General features: G+C 63.1%; 17 protein-coding genes and 1 CRISPR repeat array. Of the genes, 14 read left to right on the top strand and 3 right to left on the bottom strand.

Annotated elements, in window-relative coordinates; genetic code table 11:
• Positions 1–140 precede the first annotated feature (140 nt).
• Together VFO93_RS13675 and VFO93_RS13680 are read left to right on the top strand one after the other, a co-directional pair.
• Entirely contained in the window at positions 141–590 is a 450-nt protein-coding gene (locus VFO93_RS13675) for a cytochrome c (protein ID WP_325134941.1), read from the top strand.
• A 48-nt stretch (positions 591–638) separates the two neighbouring features.
• A complete protein-coding gene (locus VFO93_RS13680) occupies positions 639–1,631 on the top strand; it encodes an enhanced serine sensitivity protein SseB C-terminal domain-containing protein (RefSeq protein ID WP_325134942.1) in 993 nt (330 codons plus the stop codon).
• A 223-nt stretch (positions 1,632–1,854) separates the two neighbouring features.
• Here VFO93_RS13680 and VFO93_RS13685 read toward each other — a convergent pair whose 3' ends face one another.
• Positions 1,855–2,427, bottom strand: coding sequence for a DUF2062 domain-containing protein (locus VFO93_RS13685; RefSeq protein WP_325134943.1), 573 nt, complete (start codon positions 2,425–2,427; stop codon positions 1,855–1,857).
• 132 nt (positions 2,428–2,559) lie between these two features.
• Here VFO93_RS13685 and VFO93_RS13690 point away from each other — a divergent pair, with 132 nt between their 5' ends.
• The 9 genes from VFO93_RS13690 to VFO93_RS13730 all read left to right on the top strand — a co-directional run bounded on the left by VFO93_RS13690 (position 2,560) and on the right by VFO93_RS13730 (position 10,252).
• Positions 2,560–3,513 carry a YihY/virulence factor BrkB family protein gene (locus VFO93_RS13690; RefSeq protein ID WP_325134944.1) on the top strand — a complete coding sequence of 318 codons (954 nt, stop codon included), beginning with the start codon at positions 2,560–2,562 and terminating at the stop codon, positions 3,511–3,513.
• A 121-nt stretch (positions 3,514–3,634) separates the two neighbouring features.
• A complete protein-coding gene (locus tag VFO93_RS13695) occupies positions 3,635–5,080 on the top strand; it encodes a DEAD/DEAH box helicase (protein ID WP_325134945.1) in 1,446 nt (481 codons plus the stop codon).
• Positions 5,081–5,168: 88 nt separating this feature from the next.
• A complete protein-coding gene (locus tag VFO93_RS13700) occupies positions 5,169–5,468 on the top strand; it encodes a hypothetical protein (protein WP_325134946.1) in 300 nt (99 codons plus the stop codon).
• Between the two features lie 82 nt (positions 5,469–5,550).
• Positions 5,551–5,754, top strand: a complete 204-nt coding sequence (locus tag VFO93_RS13705) for a hypothetical protein (RefSeq protein WP_325134947.1) — start codon at positions 5,551–5,553, stop codon at positions 5,752–5,754.
• A 3-nt stretch (positions 5,755–5,757) separates the two neighbouring features.
• Positions 5,758–6,117, top strand: a complete 360-nt coding sequence (locus VFO93_RS13710) for a protein tyrosine phosphatase (RefSeq protein ID WP_325134948.1) — start codon at positions 5,758–5,760, stop codon at positions 6,115–6,117.
• 26 nt (positions 6,118–6,143) lie between these two features.
• Positions 6,144–7,184, top strand: a complete 1,041-nt coding sequence (gene lpxD / locus VFO93_RS13715) for a UDP-3-O-(3-hydroxymyristoyl)glucosamine N-acyltransferase (protein ID WP_325134949.1) — start codon at positions 6,144–6,146, stop codon at positions 7,182–7,184.
• Between the two features lie 134 nt (positions 7,185–7,318).
• Complete coding sequence (locus VFO93_RS13720) at positions 7,319–8,716, top strand: bifunctional UDP-3-O-[3-hydroxymyristoyl] N-acetylglucosamine deacetylase/3-hydroxyacyl-ACP dehydratase (RefSeq protein ID WP_325134950.1); 1,398 nt, start codon at positions 7,319–7,321, stop codon at positions 8,714–8,716.
• 113 nt (positions 8,717–8,829) lie between these two features.
• On the top strand, positions 8,830–9,639 hold the full coding sequence (gene lpxA / locus VFO93_RS13725; RefSeq protein ID WP_325134951.1) for an acyl-ACP--UDP-N-acetylglucosamine O-acyltransferase: 810 nt from the start codon (positions 8,830–8,832) through the stop codon (positions 9,637–9,639).
• Positions 9,629–10,252 (top strand): ABC transporter ATP-binding protein, encoded by a 624-nt coding sequence (locus VFO93_RS13730; RefSeq protein WP_325134952.1) that lies wholly within the window; start codon positions 9,629–9,631, stop codon positions 10,250–10,252. The genes lpxA and VFO93_RS13730 overlap by 11 nt, the downstream gene beginning before the upstream one ends.
• Before the next feature lie 201 nt (positions 10,253–10,453).
• Positions 10,454–11,592: direct repeats of the CRISPR family, unit length 30 nt; unit sequence ATTTCAATTCCTACTGGTCCGATTGAAGCC.
• A gap of 537 nt (positions 11,593–12,129) precedes the next feature.
• Here VFO93_RS13730 and VFO93_RS13735 read toward each other — a convergent pair.
• Positions 12,130–13,758 (bottom strand): hypothetical protein, encoded by a 1,629-nt coding sequence (locus VFO93_RS13735; protein WP_325134953.1) that lies wholly within the window; start codon positions 13,756–13,758, stop codon positions 12,130–12,132.
• A 216-nt stretch (positions 13,759–13,974) separates the two neighbouring features.
• Between VFO93_RS13735 and VFO93_RS13740 the strand changes: the two genes are divergently transcribed.
• A complete protein-coding gene (locus VFO93_RS13740) occupies positions 13,975–15,558 on the top strand; it encodes a hypothetical protein (protein ID WP_325134954.1) in 1,584 nt (527 codons plus the stop codon).
• Positions 15,559–15,663: 105 nt separating this feature from the next.
• Here the strand turns inward: VFO93_RS13740 and VFO93_RS13745 are convergent, their stop codons facing one another.
• Positions 15,664–16,788 (bottom strand): DNA topoisomerase IB, encoded by a 1,125-nt coding sequence (locus VFO93_RS13745; RefSeq protein ID WP_325134955.1) that lies wholly within the window; start codon positions 16,786–16,788, stop codon positions 15,664–15,666.
• A gap of 217 nt (positions 16,789–17,005) precedes the next feature.
• Between VFO93_RS13745 and VFO93_RS13750 the strand changes: the two genes are divergently transcribed.
• Both VFO93_RS13750 and VFO93_RS13755 read left to right on the top strand, forming a co-directional pair.
• Positions 17,006–17,239 carry a hypothetical protein gene (locus VFO93_RS13750; protein ID WP_325134956.1) on the top strand — a complete coding sequence of 78 codons (234 nt, stop codon included), beginning with the start codon at positions 17,006–17,008 and terminating at the stop codon, positions 17,237–17,239.
• Entirely contained in the window at positions 17,236–18,150 is a 915-nt protein-coding gene (locus VFO93_RS13755) for a UDP-2,3-diacylglucosamine diphosphatase (RefSeq protein WP_325134957.1), read from the top strand. Before VFO93_RS13750 ends, VFO93_RS13755 begins: the two co-directional genes overlap by 4 nt.
• Positions 18,151–18,274 lie beyond the last annotated feature (124 nt).

Here is an 18,274-nt window from a genome sequence, read left to right on the forward strand (position 1 = left end):
CCCCTCTCCAAAAAAGAGGGGGAGCCTGACGCCTTTTTGGCGTAGGCTTACGTCCGCTGGCGGTCGGCTCCCCCTCTTTTTTGGAGAGGGGGCCGGGGGTGAGGTTCCCCGCGTGAGGCTGCGCCATTTTTCATTTTCCTATGCTCCTCCGCCCCCACCTTGCTCTACGCTGGCTGGCCCCCATTCTGGCCGCCGGCCTCGCGCTGCTACCGGGCTGCTTCACCAACAAGCAGCACCAGGGCGAGCGCCTCTACGGGCAGCATTGCGCGGGCTGCCACGGCGAGCAGGGCCAGGGGCTGGGCACGCTCATTCCGCCGCTGGCGGGCTCCGACTACCTGGCCGGGCACCGCGAGCAGCTGGGCTGCATCATCCGGCAGGGGCTGCGTGGGCCGATTGTGGTGAACGGCGTGCGCTACAACCAGCAGATGCTGGGCGTGCAGGACACGGCCACCCACCGCCACCTCTCGCCCGCCCAGATTACCAACCTGCTCAACTACATAGAAAGCCACTGGGGCAACCGCCCCGGCCCCGCTGGCCCGCGCACCATCGCCGAAACCGAAACCCAGCTGCACGCTTGTGGTGAGCGGTAGGCGGCGCGTCTTACATTTGCCGTATCCTCCAAAAGTCTACTTACTCCGATGGGTCTTTTCGACATCTTCAAAAACAAGCCCGAGTCTGCTCCCGCGCCCGGCGCTACCCCCACCCCGGCCCCGGCCGATGGCAGCGCTGCCGCCCCCGCCGCCCCCAAGAGTGGCCCCCGCTACCAGGGCTCCAACTACGTAGCGCCCGGCCCGCCCGCGCCCATGCCGGTGCCCGCGCCGGGCCAGCAGTTTATGCCGCCGCCCATGCCCGAGATGCCGGCCCCCGGCGAAATGCCGGAACTGCCCTTCCAGCCCGAAAACGTGCTTGAAGAATTGCTGCTGATTGCCACCGTGAACGAGGCCGCCCGCCCCGATTTCTACCGCGCCCTGCTGGGCGAGGAAGTGCTGCTGGTGCTGGCCCCGCAGGAAGGCCAGGAGCCCGGCGAGGCCACGCTGGAAGAAGGCGCGCAGATTCAGCTGCAAGTGCTGCAAGACAATAAGATTCCGATTTTCTCGTCGGTGGCCCGCATGAGCGACAACGGCGTCGACAACGGCCCCGTGACTTACGTGCGCATCCCCGGCCACGCGTTTTTCCAGATGACCCAGGGCCAGGACGTGGTGCTGAACCCCTTCTCGGCGGCCGGCAAGCTGCTGCCCGCCGATGAAATCGGGGCCATGCTCAGCGGCCAGCTTACCCAGGCCGGCGGCCTGCCCCCCGATGCCCAGGTAACCCTGAGCCAGCCCGAAAACCTGCCCGAAGGCCTCGAAGACAGCCTGCGCGCCTTTGGTGCCACGGTGCCCACGGTGCGCGCCATCTACCTCGCCCAGATGGGGCTGGCCAACGACCCCGCCCAGCCCCCGCGCCTGCTGCTGGCGTTCGACACCACCGACCAGAACCCCGAGTTCCTGCCCCAGCTCGGCCCCGCCCTCGAAGGCCACACCGGCGAGTACCAGCACGTAGACCTCATGCTGCTCGACCTGAACTCGGACGAAGGCGTGAACCCGTACTTCAAAATGGAAGAAGTGCAGCCCGTGTACGTGGTAGCGTAGCCGAGTGTAGCATAAGCTTTAGCTTGTGCGTGTAATGCAAAAAAGGCGCGCCCGGTAGCCACCGGACGCGCCTTTTTGCTGCATCCTTATCCCAAATGAACGTTTGGGCGGGCTGCCGGCTTTTCGCCAGCTGTCCGCTCGCCGCCTGCTAAGCTCGTCGCCCACAACGAGCGGACAGCCGGCGAAAAGCCGGCAGCCCGCCAAACGCTTACGTAGCCCGCCACTACTGTTGCACCGGCGCGGGCGGAGCCAGTTCCGCATTTTCCGCCGCCTCGTGCCGACGCACTACCCGCCGAAAAACCGGCCGCAAGCCAAAATACAGCGCCGCCACCAGCGGCACCGACGCCAGCGCCCACAGCAGCAGCGCGCCCAGCTCGGCCCGCCACAGCAACTCGGCCACGCTGGTCCAGCCTTCGGCTTTTATCAGGTGCCGAATCTGGTCGAGCGTCAGATTAGCTACCTTCTCGCCCTGGCCCAACATAGTAGCCCCCCAGCGCAGCAGCGGCAAGAGCAACAGCAGTTGCACCGGGCTCAGCAGGTGGCACACCAGCTGCATGGCGGCCACATTGAGGCGCAGCCGCAAGGCCACCGCCGTGCAGATAATGGTAGTGAAACCCACCGTGGGCGCGATGCCCAGCGCCACGCCCAGCCCCGCCGTGAGGGCCAGGCTGCCGGGCGACAACCCCGCCTTGAGCAAGCTCATAAACGGGTCGAGCAAGCGGCGTTGCACCCAGGTGCGGGGCGGCGGCTCGGGGGCGGCTTGCACCCCGCCGGCCGAAATGGAAGTAATAGTCATGCGCGTAACCAGTCAGAAAAGTAGCCGTTAGCTGCCCGCCGCCCCCGGCAACCGGGGCCGCCGCCAACGGCCGCCCGGCTTTTCCTTACCGCCTTCGGGATAAAATGTTGCCCTTCCGGCGTTACATCCTTCATGCCCCACTCCTTACCCGAAAATTCGCCGGCCGCCCACCAGCAGCGCGCCTGGTGGGTTAATCTGTACTTGCTGCTGCGCCGCGCCGCCCGCGAGCTCGGGGCCAACGACCCGCTGCGGCTGGGCGCGGCCACGGCGTTTTTCACGTCGTTTGCGCTGCCGCCCATCGTTATTATCCTGGTGCAATTGCTGGGCTCGGTGTACTCGACCTCGGGCGCGCGCCTCATGCTACTTACCAAGCTCAGCGAGCTCATCGGCACCACCGGGGCCGGCCTGGTGGCCCAAACGGTACACAACGTGGCCGACGCCGGCCGCAATCGCCTTATCACCTGGCTGGGGTTTGCGTTTCTGGTGTTCGTGGCTACTACGCTGTTCACCGTCATTCAGCACTCGCTCAATCAGTTGTGGCACGTGCGGCCCCGGCGACAGGTCAGCCAGGTATCGGTGGCTTTGCGCGAGCGGCTGCGCTCGGCGGGCGTGCTGCTGGCCACGGCTGGGCTGTCGGTGCTGGCCTTCACGGCCGATGCGGCGCTAGGCTTCTTCGGCGACGCTCTGGCGGGCTTCGATGCGGCCTTTTCGCACTACCTCGTGCAGGCGCTCAACTGGCTGGTGAGCTTGCTGATTCTGACTGCGTGGTGCGGCTACGTCTTTCGCACGCTCAGCGCGGCCAAGGTGCCCTGGCCGGCCGTGCGGCGCGGGGCGCTGCTCACGGCCGTGCTCATCGAGGCCGGCGAGCACGTACTGGGCTTGCTGCTGGTATCGCGCGACTTAGGCCCCATCTACGGCCCGGCGGCCAGCCTGGTGCTGGTGCTGCTGTTCGTGTTTTACTCGGCTATGATTTTCTATTTCGGGGCGTCGTTTACGCAGGTGTATGCCCACTACGTGGGGCTGGACATCCGGCCCAAGAAGTCGGCCGTGCGGTATAAATTGGTGAACGTGGCGGAGGTAGTGTAGGGTAAACTTTAGCTTGCCATGCGCGCAGCGCAAGTGCACCTTTCTGAGCGTAACAGGCGCACTTGCGCTGCGCGCATGGCAAGCTAAAGCTTACCCTACCCCCGCGCCGTACCTTTGCCGGATGCAACCAGCCCCCGCCGCTCCGGCCGCTTTTACTGACTTTAACCTCCCGGCCCCGCTGCTTCAGGCGCTGGCCGAGCTGAATTTCACCCAGCCTACGCCCGTGCAGGCGCTGGTGCTGCCCCCCGCCCTGGAGGGGCAGGACGTGGCCGGCCAGGCCCCCACCGGCTCGGGCAAAACCGCCGCCTACGGCCTCGCCATCCTCTCCCAGGTCGACCCCAAGGCCAAGGCCGTGCAGGCCCTCATCATCGTGCCCGCCCGCGAGCTGGCGCTGCAAGTGCGCGAGGCCATCAAGGCCCTGGGCAAGTACCTAGACGCCCCCGGCCTGCGGGTGGCGGCCCTCTACGGCGGCCACGCCATGCGCGACGAAGTGCAGACCCTCCAGCAGACGCCCCACGTGGTAGTGGCTACCCCCGGCCGCCTGCTCGACCACTTGGAGAAGCGCAACATCATCCCCAACCAGCTTAAAGTTATGGTACTGGACGAGGCCGATAAGCTCCTGGAATTGAAGTTCCAGCAGGAGATGGCGACTATCGTGAGTAGGCTACCCCGGCGGCGGCAGACACTGCTTTTCTCGGCCACCATGCCCGACAAGGTAATGGCCCTGGTGCGCGACTACCTCACCCGCCCGCGGATGCTCACGGCCGAGGGTGGCCTGGTGCCGGGCGCGGCCAGCGAGGGCGGCGCGGCCGTTATGCCGTCGTCGCTTACGCTGCGCGGGCACGTGCTGAATGCCGTAGAGCAAAAGCCCGCCGCGCTCTACCACCTCTTGCAGCAGCCCGAAACCGGCCAGACGCTCATCTTCGCCAACACCCGCGAGAAGGTGCAGGAGCTGGCCCAGTTTCTGCGCGGCCGGGGCGTAGCGGCTGAGGTGCTGCACGGCAAGCTGCCCCAGCCCGAGCGCGACAAAGCCCTGATGAAGCTGCGCAACAACTCAGCTCAAGCGCTAGTCGCTACCGACGTAGCCGCCCGCGGCCTCGACGTGCCCGCCCTCGACACGGTTATCCAGTATGACTTGCCGCACGACGCCGAAACCTTCCAGCACCGGGCCGGACGCACGGCGCGGGCCGGCGCAGCCGGCACCGCCCACCTGCTCGCCATCCCGCCCGAGCAAACCCGCGTGCAGGGTTGGCCCGCCGCCCACTCGGTGCAGTGGGCCCGCCTCACGCCGCCCAACCTGCCCGCCGCCAGTGCCCCCCGCCCGCCCCGCCCCGAAACGGTGACGCTGCACATCACGGCCGGCAAAAAAGACAAGGTGAGCGCCCATGACCTCGTCGGGGCCATCGTGAACGTCGGCGGCCTGGCCCGCGAAGACGTGGGCCGCATCGAGGTGTTCGACTTCTATTCTTACGTGGCCGTGCCCCGCAAATACGCCCTGGAGCTGAAAGAGCGCCTGAACGGTACGAAAGTGAAGCGCGTGAAAGTGCGCGTGACGGACGTGGAGTAGTAGCGCTGAGTCGATGGGAAGATTAACCTGCCGCTGTGGACACCTTATTCCGACGAACCACGATAGCCTTGAATCTTACCGGGGTGATTTGCTACCGCAAATACATGGAGACAAGTGGGCTGAGAAGGAATTGGAGCAGCTCAAAGCCTTGGTTGCGGCCATTGAAAGTGGCCAGTCGCTGGCCGATTTTACTGCGCCGGGCAGCAGTGAGTTGGTGGTTGACGCGCTCTTGCCCTGGAAAATCAGTGGTGACTCCCTTGCGGAGTTTAGCCGCTCAGTGTACCAGTGCGACGTGTGCGGCCGGTTGCTGGTAGAAACAAATCGAAGCAATGAGTTTCGGACGTTTTTACCCGAGTCGGATGATTCGCATCATATTCTGGATGCTTGACTTCCTCCAAGTGTAACGCTGGGCCACCAGCTGCGATATACCCGCTACCAGCGGCACTCGCCGCCGACTTTAGCCTACTGCCATGCTATTCGCCATCCTGCTGCCCGGCATCTCGATGATATTTCGGGGCCACGTTTTGAAAGGTATTTTGTGCGGCGTGCTGCACCTCACGCTCATCGGCTGGATACCGGCCGCCATCTGGGCCGTGGCCTCCTACCAGCGCGACCTGGCCGACGAGCGCCACCGCGAAACCATGGAACTGCTGGCCCGCCAGGGCCGGCGCTAGTCTATGCCCGAACTACCACCCTGCCAGCTCCTCTTCATTTGCAGCCAGAACCGCTGGCGCAGCCTCACTGCCGAGCGCCTCTTCGACGGGCACCCCGAGGTAGTGGCCCGCTCGGCGGGCACCGAGCCGGGCGCCCGCACCCGCGTAGCGGCCGGGCACCTGGGCTGGGCCGACGTCATTTTTGTGATGGAGAAAAAGCACGCCGACCGCCTGCGCGCCAAATTTGCGGGCGAGCTGCGGGGTAAAGCGTTGGTTAACCTGCGCATTCCCGACGACTATCAGTTTCAGGACGCTGCGCTCGTGGCGCTGCTGCGCCAGCGGCTGCACACCTACTTCGGCCACGACCTGCTAGCCGCGCCGTAGCGGGCGCGGGCTTACTTTTGCGGCCTATGCAATTTACCGTTGGTCAGATAGCCCAGGTGGTGGGCGGCACCGTGGAGGGCAACGCAAGCGCGGCCGTGTCGAGCCTAGCAAAAATTGAGGAAGCAGGCCCCGGCGCGCTGGCCTTCTTGGCAAATACCAAGTACGAGCCTTTCCTCTACACTACCCAGGCTACGGCCGTGATTGTCAGCCCCGAGTTGCCGCTGCGCCAGCCGGTAGCCGCCGCCCTTATTCGGGTGGCCGACCCTTACTCGGCCTTTACCAAGCTGCTCGAGTTTTATGCCCAGGCCACCCGCACGGCGCGGCGCGGCGTAGAGCAGCCCAGCGTGTTGGGCGAAGGCTCGACTATCGGTGCGGGGCACTACCGGGGCGCGTTTTCGTACATCGGCGAGAACTGCGTGCTGGGCGAAAACGTGCTGGTTTTTCCGCACGCCTTCATCGGCGACCGGGTGCGCATTGGCGATAACACCATCATCCACGCCGGGGCCAAAATCTACGCTGACACCATCATCGGGCAGCGCTGCGTCATCAAGGCGGGCGCGGTGGTGGGCACCGATGGCTTTGGCTTCGCGCCGCAGCCCGACGGCTCGTACCGGGCCATTCCGCAGATTGGCAACGTGGTGCTGGAAGACGACGTGAGCATCGGAGCCAATGCCACCGTTGATTGCGCTACCATGGGCTCAACCCTTGTGCGCCAAGGCGCTAAGATTGACAACCTGGTGCAATTGGCCCACAACGTGGAAGTCGGCCGCCACACCGTTATCGCCGCCCAAACGGGCATTTCAGGCTCCTCTAAAGTGGGCGACTACTGCGTGCTGGCCGGCCAGGTGGGCCTGGTGGGCCACATCGCATTGGCTAATCGCACTACCATCACCGCCCAGAGCGGCGTGCAGAAATCGGTGCGCCAGGAAGGCCAGGTGCTGCAGGGCTACCCCGCCTTCGGCCTCAAGGAAAACCAGCGTGCCACGGCCGTGTACCGCCGCCTGCCCGAATTGGAACGCCGGCTTACGGTATTGGAAAAAAGCCAGCCAGCGCCGGAAAAGCTTTAGCTTTGCGGCTGATTTGAGCTGCTCGCTACTAGCAGGGGCCTTTAAACGGCCCTTAGCTGTTAGCCCTGTTCCATTATGCAGCAATGCACCCCTCACTTAAAAACAGCTAACAGCCAGCAGCTAACGGCTACAGAATGAACGATAAGCAACACACCGTAAAAGCCCCCGTGACGGTGCGGGGCATTGGCCTGCACACCGGCGTTGAGGCCACCATGACCTTCTGCCCCGCGCCGGTGGGCCACGGCTACAAGTTTCAGCGCACCGACCTGCCCGGCGAGCCCATCGTGGATGCCGACGTCGACAACGTGGTAGACCTTTCGCGCGGCACTACCATCGAGCAAAACGGCGCCCGCGTGAATACCGTGGAGCACACGCTGGCCGCCCTAGTAGGCTTGCAGCTTGATAACGTGCTCATTAAGCTGAGCGGCCCCGAGCCGCCCATCATGGATGGCTCGTCGGCCGAGTTTATCAAGGCCCTGCACACGGTAGGCTTCGAGGAGCAGAACGCGCTACGTAACTACTATGTCATTCCCGACACCATCCGCTACGTGGACAACGCCCGCGGCGTGGAGCTCGCGGCCCTACCGCTGAGCGACTACCGCCTCACGGTGATGGTGGACTACAACTCGCCGGTGCTGGGCTCGCAGCACGCTACGCTCACTGATATCAATCAGTTTGAGAGTGAAATATCCTCGTCGCGCACTTTCTGCTTTTTGCACGAGCTGGAATATTTGTACAAGTCTAACCTCATCAAGGGCGGCGACCTTAGCAACGCCATCGTGGTAGTAGACCGCGCCGTGGGCGAAGACGAGCTCGACGAGCTGGCCACCATGCTGGGCAAGCCCAAGGTCTCGGTAAAAAAGGAGGGCATCCTGAACAACGTGGATTTGCGCCACAAAAACGAGCCCGCCCGCCACAAGCTGCTCGACATCGTGGGCGACCTTGCCCTGGTGGGCCGCCCGCTGAAGGGCCAGATTCTGGCCGCCCGGCCCGGCCACGCGGCCAACGTGGCGTTTGCCAAGAAGATTAAAAAGAAGATGCTGGAAGACAAAACCAGCCCGGTGCCAGTGTACGACCCCGCCCGCGAGCCGGTGATGGACATCAACCGCATCATGCAGGTGCTGCCCCACCGCTACCCCTTCCTGCTGCTCGACAAGGTTATTCACCTTGATAGCCAGATGGTAACGGCAGTGAAAAATATTACCATGAACGAGCCGTTCTTCCAGGGCCACTTCCCCGGCAACCCGGTGATGCCCGGCGTGCTCCAGATTGAGGCGATGGCTCAAACGGGTGGTATTCTGGTAATGAACACGGTGCCCGACCCGGAGAATTACTGGCAGTACTTCCTAGGCATCGAGAATGCCCGCTTCCGCAAAAAAGTACTGCCCGGCGACACGGTGATTTTTCACTGCCAGCTCACGGCCCCCATCAAGCGCGGCATCGCCAAGATGAAAGGCCAGGCCTTTGTGAACGGCAAAGTAGTGTGCGACGCCGAAATGAGCGCCGCCATCGTTCGCAAAGACAACGCCTAGTCATTTAACATTTATCAATTAACATTTAACAGTCGCTGGCTCTGCCATTAAGCGCTGCCGAATGCTAATTGAAGAGTTGTTAAATGTTAAATGTTAAATGTTAATTGACCCCAATGCTTTCCCCGCTCGCCTATATCCACCCTGCCGCCCGGCTCGCGCCGGGAGTTACCGTTGAGCCGTTCACGACCATTTACGGCGATGTGGAGATTGGCGAAAACACCTGGATTGGGCCCAACGTGACCATCATGGACGGGGCCCGCATCGGGGCCAACTGCCAGATTTTTCCGGGCGCGGTGATTGCGGGTGTGCCGCAGGACTTGAAGTTTGCCGGCGAGGTAACTACTGCGGAGATAGGCGATTACACCGTGCTGCGCGAGTGTGTGACTGTGAACCGCGGTACCGTGGACCAGGGCCGCACGGTGGTGGGCAGCCACTGCCTGCTGCAAGCCTACGTGCACATTGCCCACGACTGCCTGGTGGGCAACCACTGCGTGATTTCGAACTCGACCCAGATGGCGGGCCACGTGCAGGTAGGCGACTGGGCTATTATCGGCGGTACCTCGGCCATCCACCAGTTTGCCAAGATTGGGGCGCACGCCTTCATCGGGGGCGGCTCGCTGGTGCGTACCGACGTACCGCCCTTCGTGAAGGCCGCCCGCGAGCCCCTCACCTACGCGGGCGTCAACTCGGTGGGCATGAGCCGCCGAGGCTTTTCAGAAGCCCAAATATTGGCCATGCACGAGCTCTACCGCCTACTCTACCTCAGCGGCAGCGGCCGACAGGAGGCGCTGGCCCGCATCGAGGCCGAAATACCCGCCTCGGCCGAGCGCGACTACGTGCTCGACTTCGTGCGGACTGCCACTGCCGAGCGCGGCCTCATCAAAGGCCCCAGCCGCCGCAAAAGCGAAGAGAATGCAGATTGAAGCCCAAGGGCTGGGCCGGCGCTACGGCCGCCAATGGATTTTTAAGAACCTGAGTTACGAGTTCCGGCCGGGCACCGCCACGGCAGTGCTCGGCCCCAACGGCGCGGGCAAAAGCACGCTGCTCAGCATCCTGGCGGGCCAATTGCTACCCACCGCTGGCGCGGTGCGCTACGAGCTGGCCGGCCGCGAGCTGCCCGTGGCCGAGGTGCCGCGCCAGTTGGCCTACTGCGCCCCCTACCTCGATTTGCCCGAGGATTTTACCCTGCTGGAGCTGCTGGCGTTTCACACCCGCCTCAAGCCGTTGCAAGCCGGCGTTTCGGTCGCTGACCTGGTCGATATCATGTATTTGCAAAAGGCTAAAAACCAGCCGGTGCGCGAGTTTTCGTCGGGCATGAAGCAGCGCCTCAAGCTGGGGCTGGCTTTGTACGCAGCCGCCCCGCTGCTACTGCTCGATGAGCCCACCACCAACCTCGATGCCACCGGCACGGCCTGGTACCTGGAGCATGTGGCTCGCGTGCGCCAACAGGCTGACCGGCTCGTTATCGTATCATCCAACGTGCCAGCCGAATATGCCTTTTGCGAGGCGCAGGTGCGGATTACGGACTTTCAGTAGCAGCATTTGCCTGCATGATATAACCTACAGGCGTAGGAGCGAATTTTAAAAAACCTCCGACCAATCCGCCTTTGCAGTTGGCACTAGCCTCTACAGAGTTACTGGCTATATTGTTGGTGAGCGCTGGTGACCGACCTTGTCAAGCACGAACTGATATGCAGAACTGATAACTAGCTTATTACTCTCGGGTGCGACGCAGTTATTTTTATTCCTACTGGTCCGATTGAAGCGCTGCTGCTCGCTGGCACTACGGCCGGCCCCGTGCAATTTCAATTCCTACTGGTCCGATTGAAGCTGCGCGGCTACCAACGCGGCGTGCACGGCCTCAAAAATTTCAATTCCTACTGGTCCGATTGAAGCGGCGGTGCAGGCCTACAGCCCCAGCCCGCCCGGCACATTTCAATTCCTACTGGTCCGATTGAAGCGTAGCCGCCCCAGGCCGAGTTCAGGCTGTTATCGTTATTTCAATTCCTACTGGTCCGATTGAAGCCGACGCGCGGGGCGGAGGCCCACTCGGCCAGCTTCTATTTCAATTCCTACTGGTCCGATTGAAGCCGCTGCGCCAGGTGGGCGAGTAGCTCGCGCAGGAGCATTTCAATTCCTACTGGTCCGATTGAAGCCCCTCGACCAATGAAACGCCGCCTCCGCAAAAAGCAATTTCAATTCCTACTGGTCCGATTGAAGCCAGTCCTGCCGGTACTCAAAGCGCAAGGGACGGTGTAATTTCAATTCCCACTGGTCCGATTGAAGCCCGCGCCAAGGGGGCGGACGGGCTTACGCCTGTAAAATTTCAATTCCTACTGGTCCGATTGAAGCCACCACGCTGAAGGAGGTGCTGCGCTACCTCTACGATATTTCAATTCCTACTGGTCCGATTGAAGCCATCATTTGCGACACCATCAAGAGCGGTGAGGCTCTATTTCAATTCCTACTGGTCCGATTGAAGCCACGGCGGGCCTGCACAGCCAGCGCCGGCTACGGTGATTTCAATTCCTACTGGTCCGATTGAAGCCCTGGTATGTCCCGTTTGCCATCCCAATGAGGTGGTATTTCAATTCCTACTGGTCCGATTGAAGCCCACGGCGGCCATACAGCTTGTATTCATCTTGGATGTATTTCAATTCCTACTGGTCCGATTGAAGCACGAAAAGCCGCTCGGCAAGCTGCTTTTTTTTGGATAATTTCAATTCCTACTGGTCCGATTGAAGCTGCAAAAGCGCAACGCGCACATCAAAACGCTGTGTGATTTCAATTCCTACTGGTCCGATTGAAGCCACCGACCCGCTGCTCACCGACCTGCTCCAGCAGTATTTCAATTCCTACTGGTCCGATTGAAGCCCATGCAGCCTAACAGACGCTTGCAGGTGCTTGCTGGCCGACTGGCTTTCTAGTCCGATTGAAGCCCATGCAGCCTAACAGCCCCTTCCTCACCCCGCGCCATTTCAATTCCTACTGGTCCGATTGAAGCTCGCGGATAGCCAGCACCCGTAGTTTCAGCTTCGTCGATTTCAATTCCTACTGGTCCGATTGAAGCTGGCGTACAGCACGTTGCTGACCACGCCAGCGGCCATTTCAATTCCTACTGGTCCGATTGAAGCTAAGTATCTCGGCCCTGGCACCCACATGAAGGTGCCAATTTCAATTCCTACTAGTCCGATTGAAGCCCGTCGAAAAACGCTCAATAGTACGCGATTTTGACCTGGGAAGCCCCTATTTAAGCACCAGAAGAAGCCGCTTAAGTCGTCGGTCGCTAAACTAAAAGCACTATTTTACTTAGCCAGCGACAACCTTATTTATCAAACACTTGCTGAGTTAGCACACTCATTTATGTACTATACACATGCACTAGAAAATCAAGCGACGACTAACAATACTCTTCAGCGGCTACCCAGGCCCAGGCGGTAATAGCTGCCCACCCAGGCATCGGCGTCGCGGCTACCATCATCAGCGGGCACCGAGCGCACTGGCACGGCTGGCGATAACTCCACTTTATCCCGCACGCTGCCAAAAACGGTGAGGCTACTCGGAGCCTTCGTTCCCGGTGCTGGTCCCAAAAATTGGTTATTACCCGCCCCGCCATCGAGCCACACCGCGAAACCAGGCGCCAAGTTGCCGCGCAGCTCGAAACAGTCATCGCCACCCAGCCCGTACACGCGCAGGCGGCGGGTGTGGCGTACCGTGTAGGCTTGCTCACCGAGCAGGCTATCGGGCTGGGCCGGGCGGCGGGCCCACACTTGCAAGCGCAGACGGCCGGGGCTATCGGCCTGTAGCACAAAGCACTCGGCGGCATCGGTACCCAGCACTACGGCATCGGCGCACAACACCTGGTAGTAGCGGGCGGCGGCGGCGAGTAGCCCGGCGCGCCGGGTGTGCAGGCTGGCGAGTAGCTGCCGGGTCATCAGCGGCCGGGCCTCGGGAGGCACGGTGCCGAAGGCTTGCGCCAGCACCGAATCGGGCAGCCGGCGCATCAGTGAGTCGGCCTCGGCCCGAAAGGCGGCCTCGGGCAGCAGCGCCAGCGCGGTGTGGTCGAGCGGCCGGGCCGTGACGGTGAGCGCCTCGACCTGCACCGGGGCCAATTGGGGGCCGAAGGTGACGTAGCGCGGCCGCACCCACGAGAGCGCCCGCGTCAGCCAGCCATCATCAAAGCGAAAAAATGCCTGGTCGCGGTCGCGCGGGATGGGCCGAAACGCGGTGCCGCCCGGCCCGGCAAACGCGGCCCAGCGCCACTGGTCGGCCCGGCGGCTCCAGTCGCCGATGAGCATATCGAGCAGGCGGGCGCGCAGGTAGGCGCGGGCGGCGAGGCGGGCCGTGGGGCGGGCCAGTACCGCGCTCAGCATCTGGCCCGAATTAGTAACGTGCCGGGTGCGGCCAAAATTAGGCGCGTGGGTTTGGTCGAAGGCGGGGCGCTCTTCGAGCAAATACAGCGCAGGTTGAAACCGCGCCCGAAACGCGCCCAACGTGCTATCGGGCAGCAAATACACCAGGCGCGGATTGGTATGGTACACGCCCGCCGCCCGGGCCAGGGCGCTGGCTACGTAGGCCCCGTAGGGCGGCGCGGCGCAAGTCTGGTCGCGCAGTACGGGGCCTATCAACTTGTCGAGGCAGCCTACCGATACCTTGCGGCTCAGGTCTTTATCTACCGAGCGCAGCACGAAGATGCGGCCGTCGGCAGTGCGCAGGCGCAGGGTGTTGGTTTGGAAGCTGCCGCCTACTTGCAGCGGCAGCAGGCCCGCCGTGCCCAGCCGCAGCACCGGGGCCGACACCGGCGTGGCCCACAGCTGCCGGTAGTGCGCGCCCCACAGCCGCTGCCACCACCAGCCGCGCCGGGCGTAGTGCGCCCCCGGCGCCACCCGCACCCAGGTTGAATCGGGGCCAAAAACCGGGCGCGCCTCGGTGACGGCCGGGGCGGCGGGCTCGGCGCAGCCCGTAGCCAGGGCCGCACTCAGCAACGCGGCACTCAGCGCGGCCCGGCTTTTTTTACGGTGATAAAATTTGGTAGCGTACACTGCAATAGGTTAGCTAATAATTTGGCAATGAAATAAACACGCCAGATAAATTCCTTTAGCCAGCTGGGCCGCGTGCCTGGCCACTGCGCCCGCCATATAGCGCAGCCTTGGCCGTGGGGGTTGCGGGCGGCGGAGTCAGCTTATCCTTTCCGGCTGGCCTGCGTTGAAGTAGGCAACCGCCCACCGGCCCGTTCTACGGATTATCCTGTCTTTATTTTGCGCTCTGGTACTTTTTCTTTTTTTTGTGGTAGTCTGGCGCTGACGCTGGCTTCGGGCTGCGCCCGCAAAAACTTTTTTCAGGCCGACGCCCGGGTGCCCGGCCCAGGTGCCACGGCTACCCGGCCCGCCGCCCCCGACAGCGTGTGGGCCGTGGCGGGCCGCCACTACAACCGCCACGGCCGGTTTTTCAACTGGTTTATCGGGCCGCACCACCGGGCCGTGTGGGCGGCCCCGGTGCAAGTAACGGTATTTAACTTAGCCTCGGCCGATAAGCAAGCGGGGCCGCTGACGCCCACCAAGCTGGGCGGGGGCTTCCAGAGCACCAGCCTCACGCTGGAGGGGCCCGATGGCCGCAGCTACGTTATCCGCTCGCTCGACAAAGACCCGGCCCACATCGTGCCCGCCTGGCTGCGCGGTACCTTCATTACCAATGCCTTGCGCGATGGAACCTCGGCCGGCAACCCCTACGGCGCGCTGGTAGTGCCGCCGCTGGCCCAGGCGCTGGGTGTGCCCCACACGCACCCGCGCATTTTTTACGTGCCGCTTTCTGAAACCGCGCTCACCGTGGCCGATGCCAACGAGCGCCTGCGCGGCAAGCTGGTTTTGTACGAAGAAAAATATAAGGGCAAGCGCGTGCGCTCGGCCCAGTTGCCGCAGGCCCGCACCTTTATCGACGATGAGGAGATGCGCCAGCGCATCTACACCCACCCCGCCGACCGCCCCGACCAGCAGGCGCTGCTGCGCGCCCGCCTGCTCGACGTGCTCATCGGCGACTGGGACCGCCACGCCGGCCAGTGGCAGTGGGCCGAATTACCTGACCCCGCTCACCCCGGCCGCCGCCGCTACGCGCCCGTGCCCAAGGACCGCGACCAGACGTTTTACCGCATTTCGGACGGGCTGGTGGGCTGGCTGGGCACCCGCAAGTTTACTGTCCGCCATTTGGTTAGCTTCAAACAGCACATTCGCGACGTGAAGGCGCTCACCGGCCAGGGCCGCTACGTTGACCAGCGCGGGATGCCCGAGCTCACGCGCCGCGACTTTGCCGCGGCGGCGCGCTACGTGCAACAGCACCTGCCCGACTCGACCCTGGCCCGCGCCGTGCGCCGCCTCCCCCCCGCCGTGTACGCCCTCGAAGGCCCGCGCCTGTACGATGCCCTACGCTACCGCCGCGACCAGCTGCCCGCCGTGGCCCAGAAATACTACCTGCTCAAAGCCCGCCAGCCCATCGTGGCCGGCACCGACCAGCCCGATTTTTTTCAGGTGCGCCGCACCCGCGACTCTACTACCGTCCGCATCTACAGCCGGGCGCTGGGGGCTGATTCGCTGTATTTTCAGCGCACGTATTTCACCAAAGAAACTCGCCGCCTCACCCTCGAAGGCCTGGGTAGCAACGACATCTTCGACATCAGCGGCCGCGGCCTGCGGCTGGTGCTGCACGGCGGCGCGGGCCAAGATGTGGTGCGGCCCGCCGACGCGCCCCGCGTCGAGTTTGGTCAGGAAGCCAACGGCAACCTCGACGTGCCCAAGCCCCGCACCGAAAAGGAAAAGCTCAAGAACTACGACCGGCTGGAAGACGAGTGATTTTCATTTAACAGGTATCAATTAACATTTAACAGCTCGACTAACGCACTATTATATAGCACGTTAGTCGAGCTGTTAAATGTTAATTGATACCTGTTAAATGACCTAAACTTCCGCCAGCATTTCGAGCACCAGGTGTTCGGTAGGCGACAGCTCGTCCTGGTCCTTGGGGTCGGCATCGTGGCGGCGCAGGTACTCGATGAGCCGGCCCGATTTGAACAGCTCGACTACCTGCGGGTGGATGTAGTACTTGGAGCACACCGTGGGCGTGTTGCCGAGGTTGCTGGCGACCTCTTTCGTGGCCTTGCGGATGGCCTTTTCGGGGGCCAGCTCGGGCTCGTCGTGCAGCACGGCTTCGAGGCAGCTCACCATTTTTACGGTGCCGCCCCAGGTGCGGAAGTCCTTGGCCGACAAGGCCAGTCCGGTGTGCTGGTGCAGGTAGTCATTTACGTGGCCCGACTCCAGGGGGTGGCGATGGCCATCGGGACCGTAGAACTGGAACAGGTGCTGGCCGGGAATCTCCTTGCACTTGCGCACCAGGCGCGCCAGCTTCTGGTCGTGCAGGGTTACGTCGTGGGCCACGCCTTTCTTGCCGACAAAGGAGAAGCGCAGGTTGGCCCCTTTTATTTCTACGTGGTCGTCGAGTAGCGTGCTGAGGCCGTAGCTTTTGTTTTTCTTCGCATACTCTTCATTACCAATGCGAATGAACGACTGGTCCATGAGCGTGAGCACCAGCGCCGCTACCTTATCGTGGTCGAGGCCGGGGCGGCTGAGGTCTTTTTTGAGCTGCCGGCGCAGCTCGCCTAGCTTTTGGCCGAAGGCCAGCAGGCGCGAAAACTTGGTGAGCGAGCGGGCCGCATCCCAGGCCGGGTGGTAGCGGTACTGCTTGCGGCCGGCCGCGTCGTGGCCCGTTACCTGGAGGTGAAAATTGGCTTGGGGCGCAATCCACACCTCCGTCCAGGCCGGCGGAATGACGAAGCTGTGGATGCGGGCCAGCGTCTTCTCGTCCGCTATTTTATGGCCTTTCGTGTCAAAGTATTCAAACTCACCCTTGCCCGCGCCGGGCTCGCGGCGCAGGCCGGGGCCGTGGTCGGTGGCGTAGCGCAGGCCCGCCAACTCGGCCTGCCGGGCGGGGTCTTTGTAGAGCTCGTGGGCAGCGAGGTCGGCCACGGGCGGCAGGTGTTTTTTGCGGGTTTTGGGGCGGGGCGCGGCGGGGGTGGCGGTGGGCATCTTATAAGGGAGTAGAACGCAGTAGCTTTTCCAACGTGGAAGCGGCCCGCACAGTTGGCCGCTTCCATGTTGGGCGCGGGCGCGGCCCACGGTGGCGGTTATTCTATACTGCAAAATCGCATTCCGAACGCACAAGCATAACCTGCACATAATGACTACTTCATATCGAGCCGAGACCTTTGGGACAAGCTTTTTTTCCACTTTACCTGGTTGGGATATGCTGTTTTCAAACCTCTTCGCCGGCCTGCGCCGCGCCCGGCGCGCCCTGCTCTACACACTAGGCCAGGCTACCTTCTGGAGCGTGGCCAGCTTTTCGCGCAAGGGCTGGCTGGGCTCCGTCTTCCGGGCCGGCACGCCGGGGCCGCTGCTGGCCCCCGAAGGCCCCGCCACGCACCCGCGCCGGGCGACCCGGCCGCGCCCCGGCTACCGCATTGCGCCCCGCCTGGCATGAGTGTAGCCCCTAACCTCTTGGCCGCCGCGCCGCCCGCGCTCGACGGCAAGCCCCGCCGCCCCCGCAAGCGGCGCGTGCAGGTAGCCGTGATAAGCGACGTACACCTAGGCACTTATGGCTGCCACGCGCAAGAATTGCTGCGCTACCTCAAGAGCATTCGGCCGGCGGTGCTGGTGCTCAATGGCGACATTCTCGACATCTGGCAGTTTTCCAAAAACTACTGGCCGCCCGCCCACATGCGGGTGCTGCGCTACCTGGCCGGCCTGGCCGCCAAGGGCACCCAGATTCACTACCTCACCGGCAACCACGATGAGCTGCTGCGCAAGTTTGCCGGTTTGGAAATTGGCCATTTTCAGCTCGATAACAAGCTGGTGCTCGATTTGCCGCACGGGCGCACCTGGCTGTTTCACGGCGACGTGTTCGACGTGACCATGCAGCACTCGCGCTGGCTGGCCAAGCTCGGCGGGCACGGCTACGACTTACTTATCGTGCTCAACCGGCTCGTCAACTTTGGCCTGGCCAAGCTGGGCCGGCCGCGCGTGGCCTTTTCGAAAATGGTGAAGGAAAAGGTGAAAACCGCCGTGGCGGCCATCAACACCTTCGAAACCACGGCCGTGACCATCGCCGCCGACCGGGGCTACCGCTACGTGGCCTGCGGCCACATTCACCAGCCCGAAATCAAGGAAATCGCCACTGAAAAAGGCCCCGTCACCTACCTCAACTCGGGCGACTGGGTTGAAAACCTGACCGCTCTCGAATACACCGCGCAAACCGGCTGGCAGCTCTACCACTACCACGCCGACCCGCGCATGGCGCACACCACCGAGTTGCCTGACGCCACCGACCACGCCGCCGATGCCGACCCGGCCACGCTGCTTCAGCGGCTACTGGCCGAGCTCACGGCGGTGTAATCTACAGTAATACGCTACCCACGCGGGGCACCTCACCCCCCGGCCCCCTCTCCAAAAAAGAGGGGGAGCCGACCGCAGGCAGACGTTGTTGGGCGTCAGGCTCCCCCTCTTTTTTGGAGAGGGG

The organism is Hymenobacter sp., assembly GCF_035709525.1.
Classification (GTDB): Bacteria; Bacteroidota; Bacteroidia; order Cytophagales; family Hymenobacteraceae; genus Hymenobacter.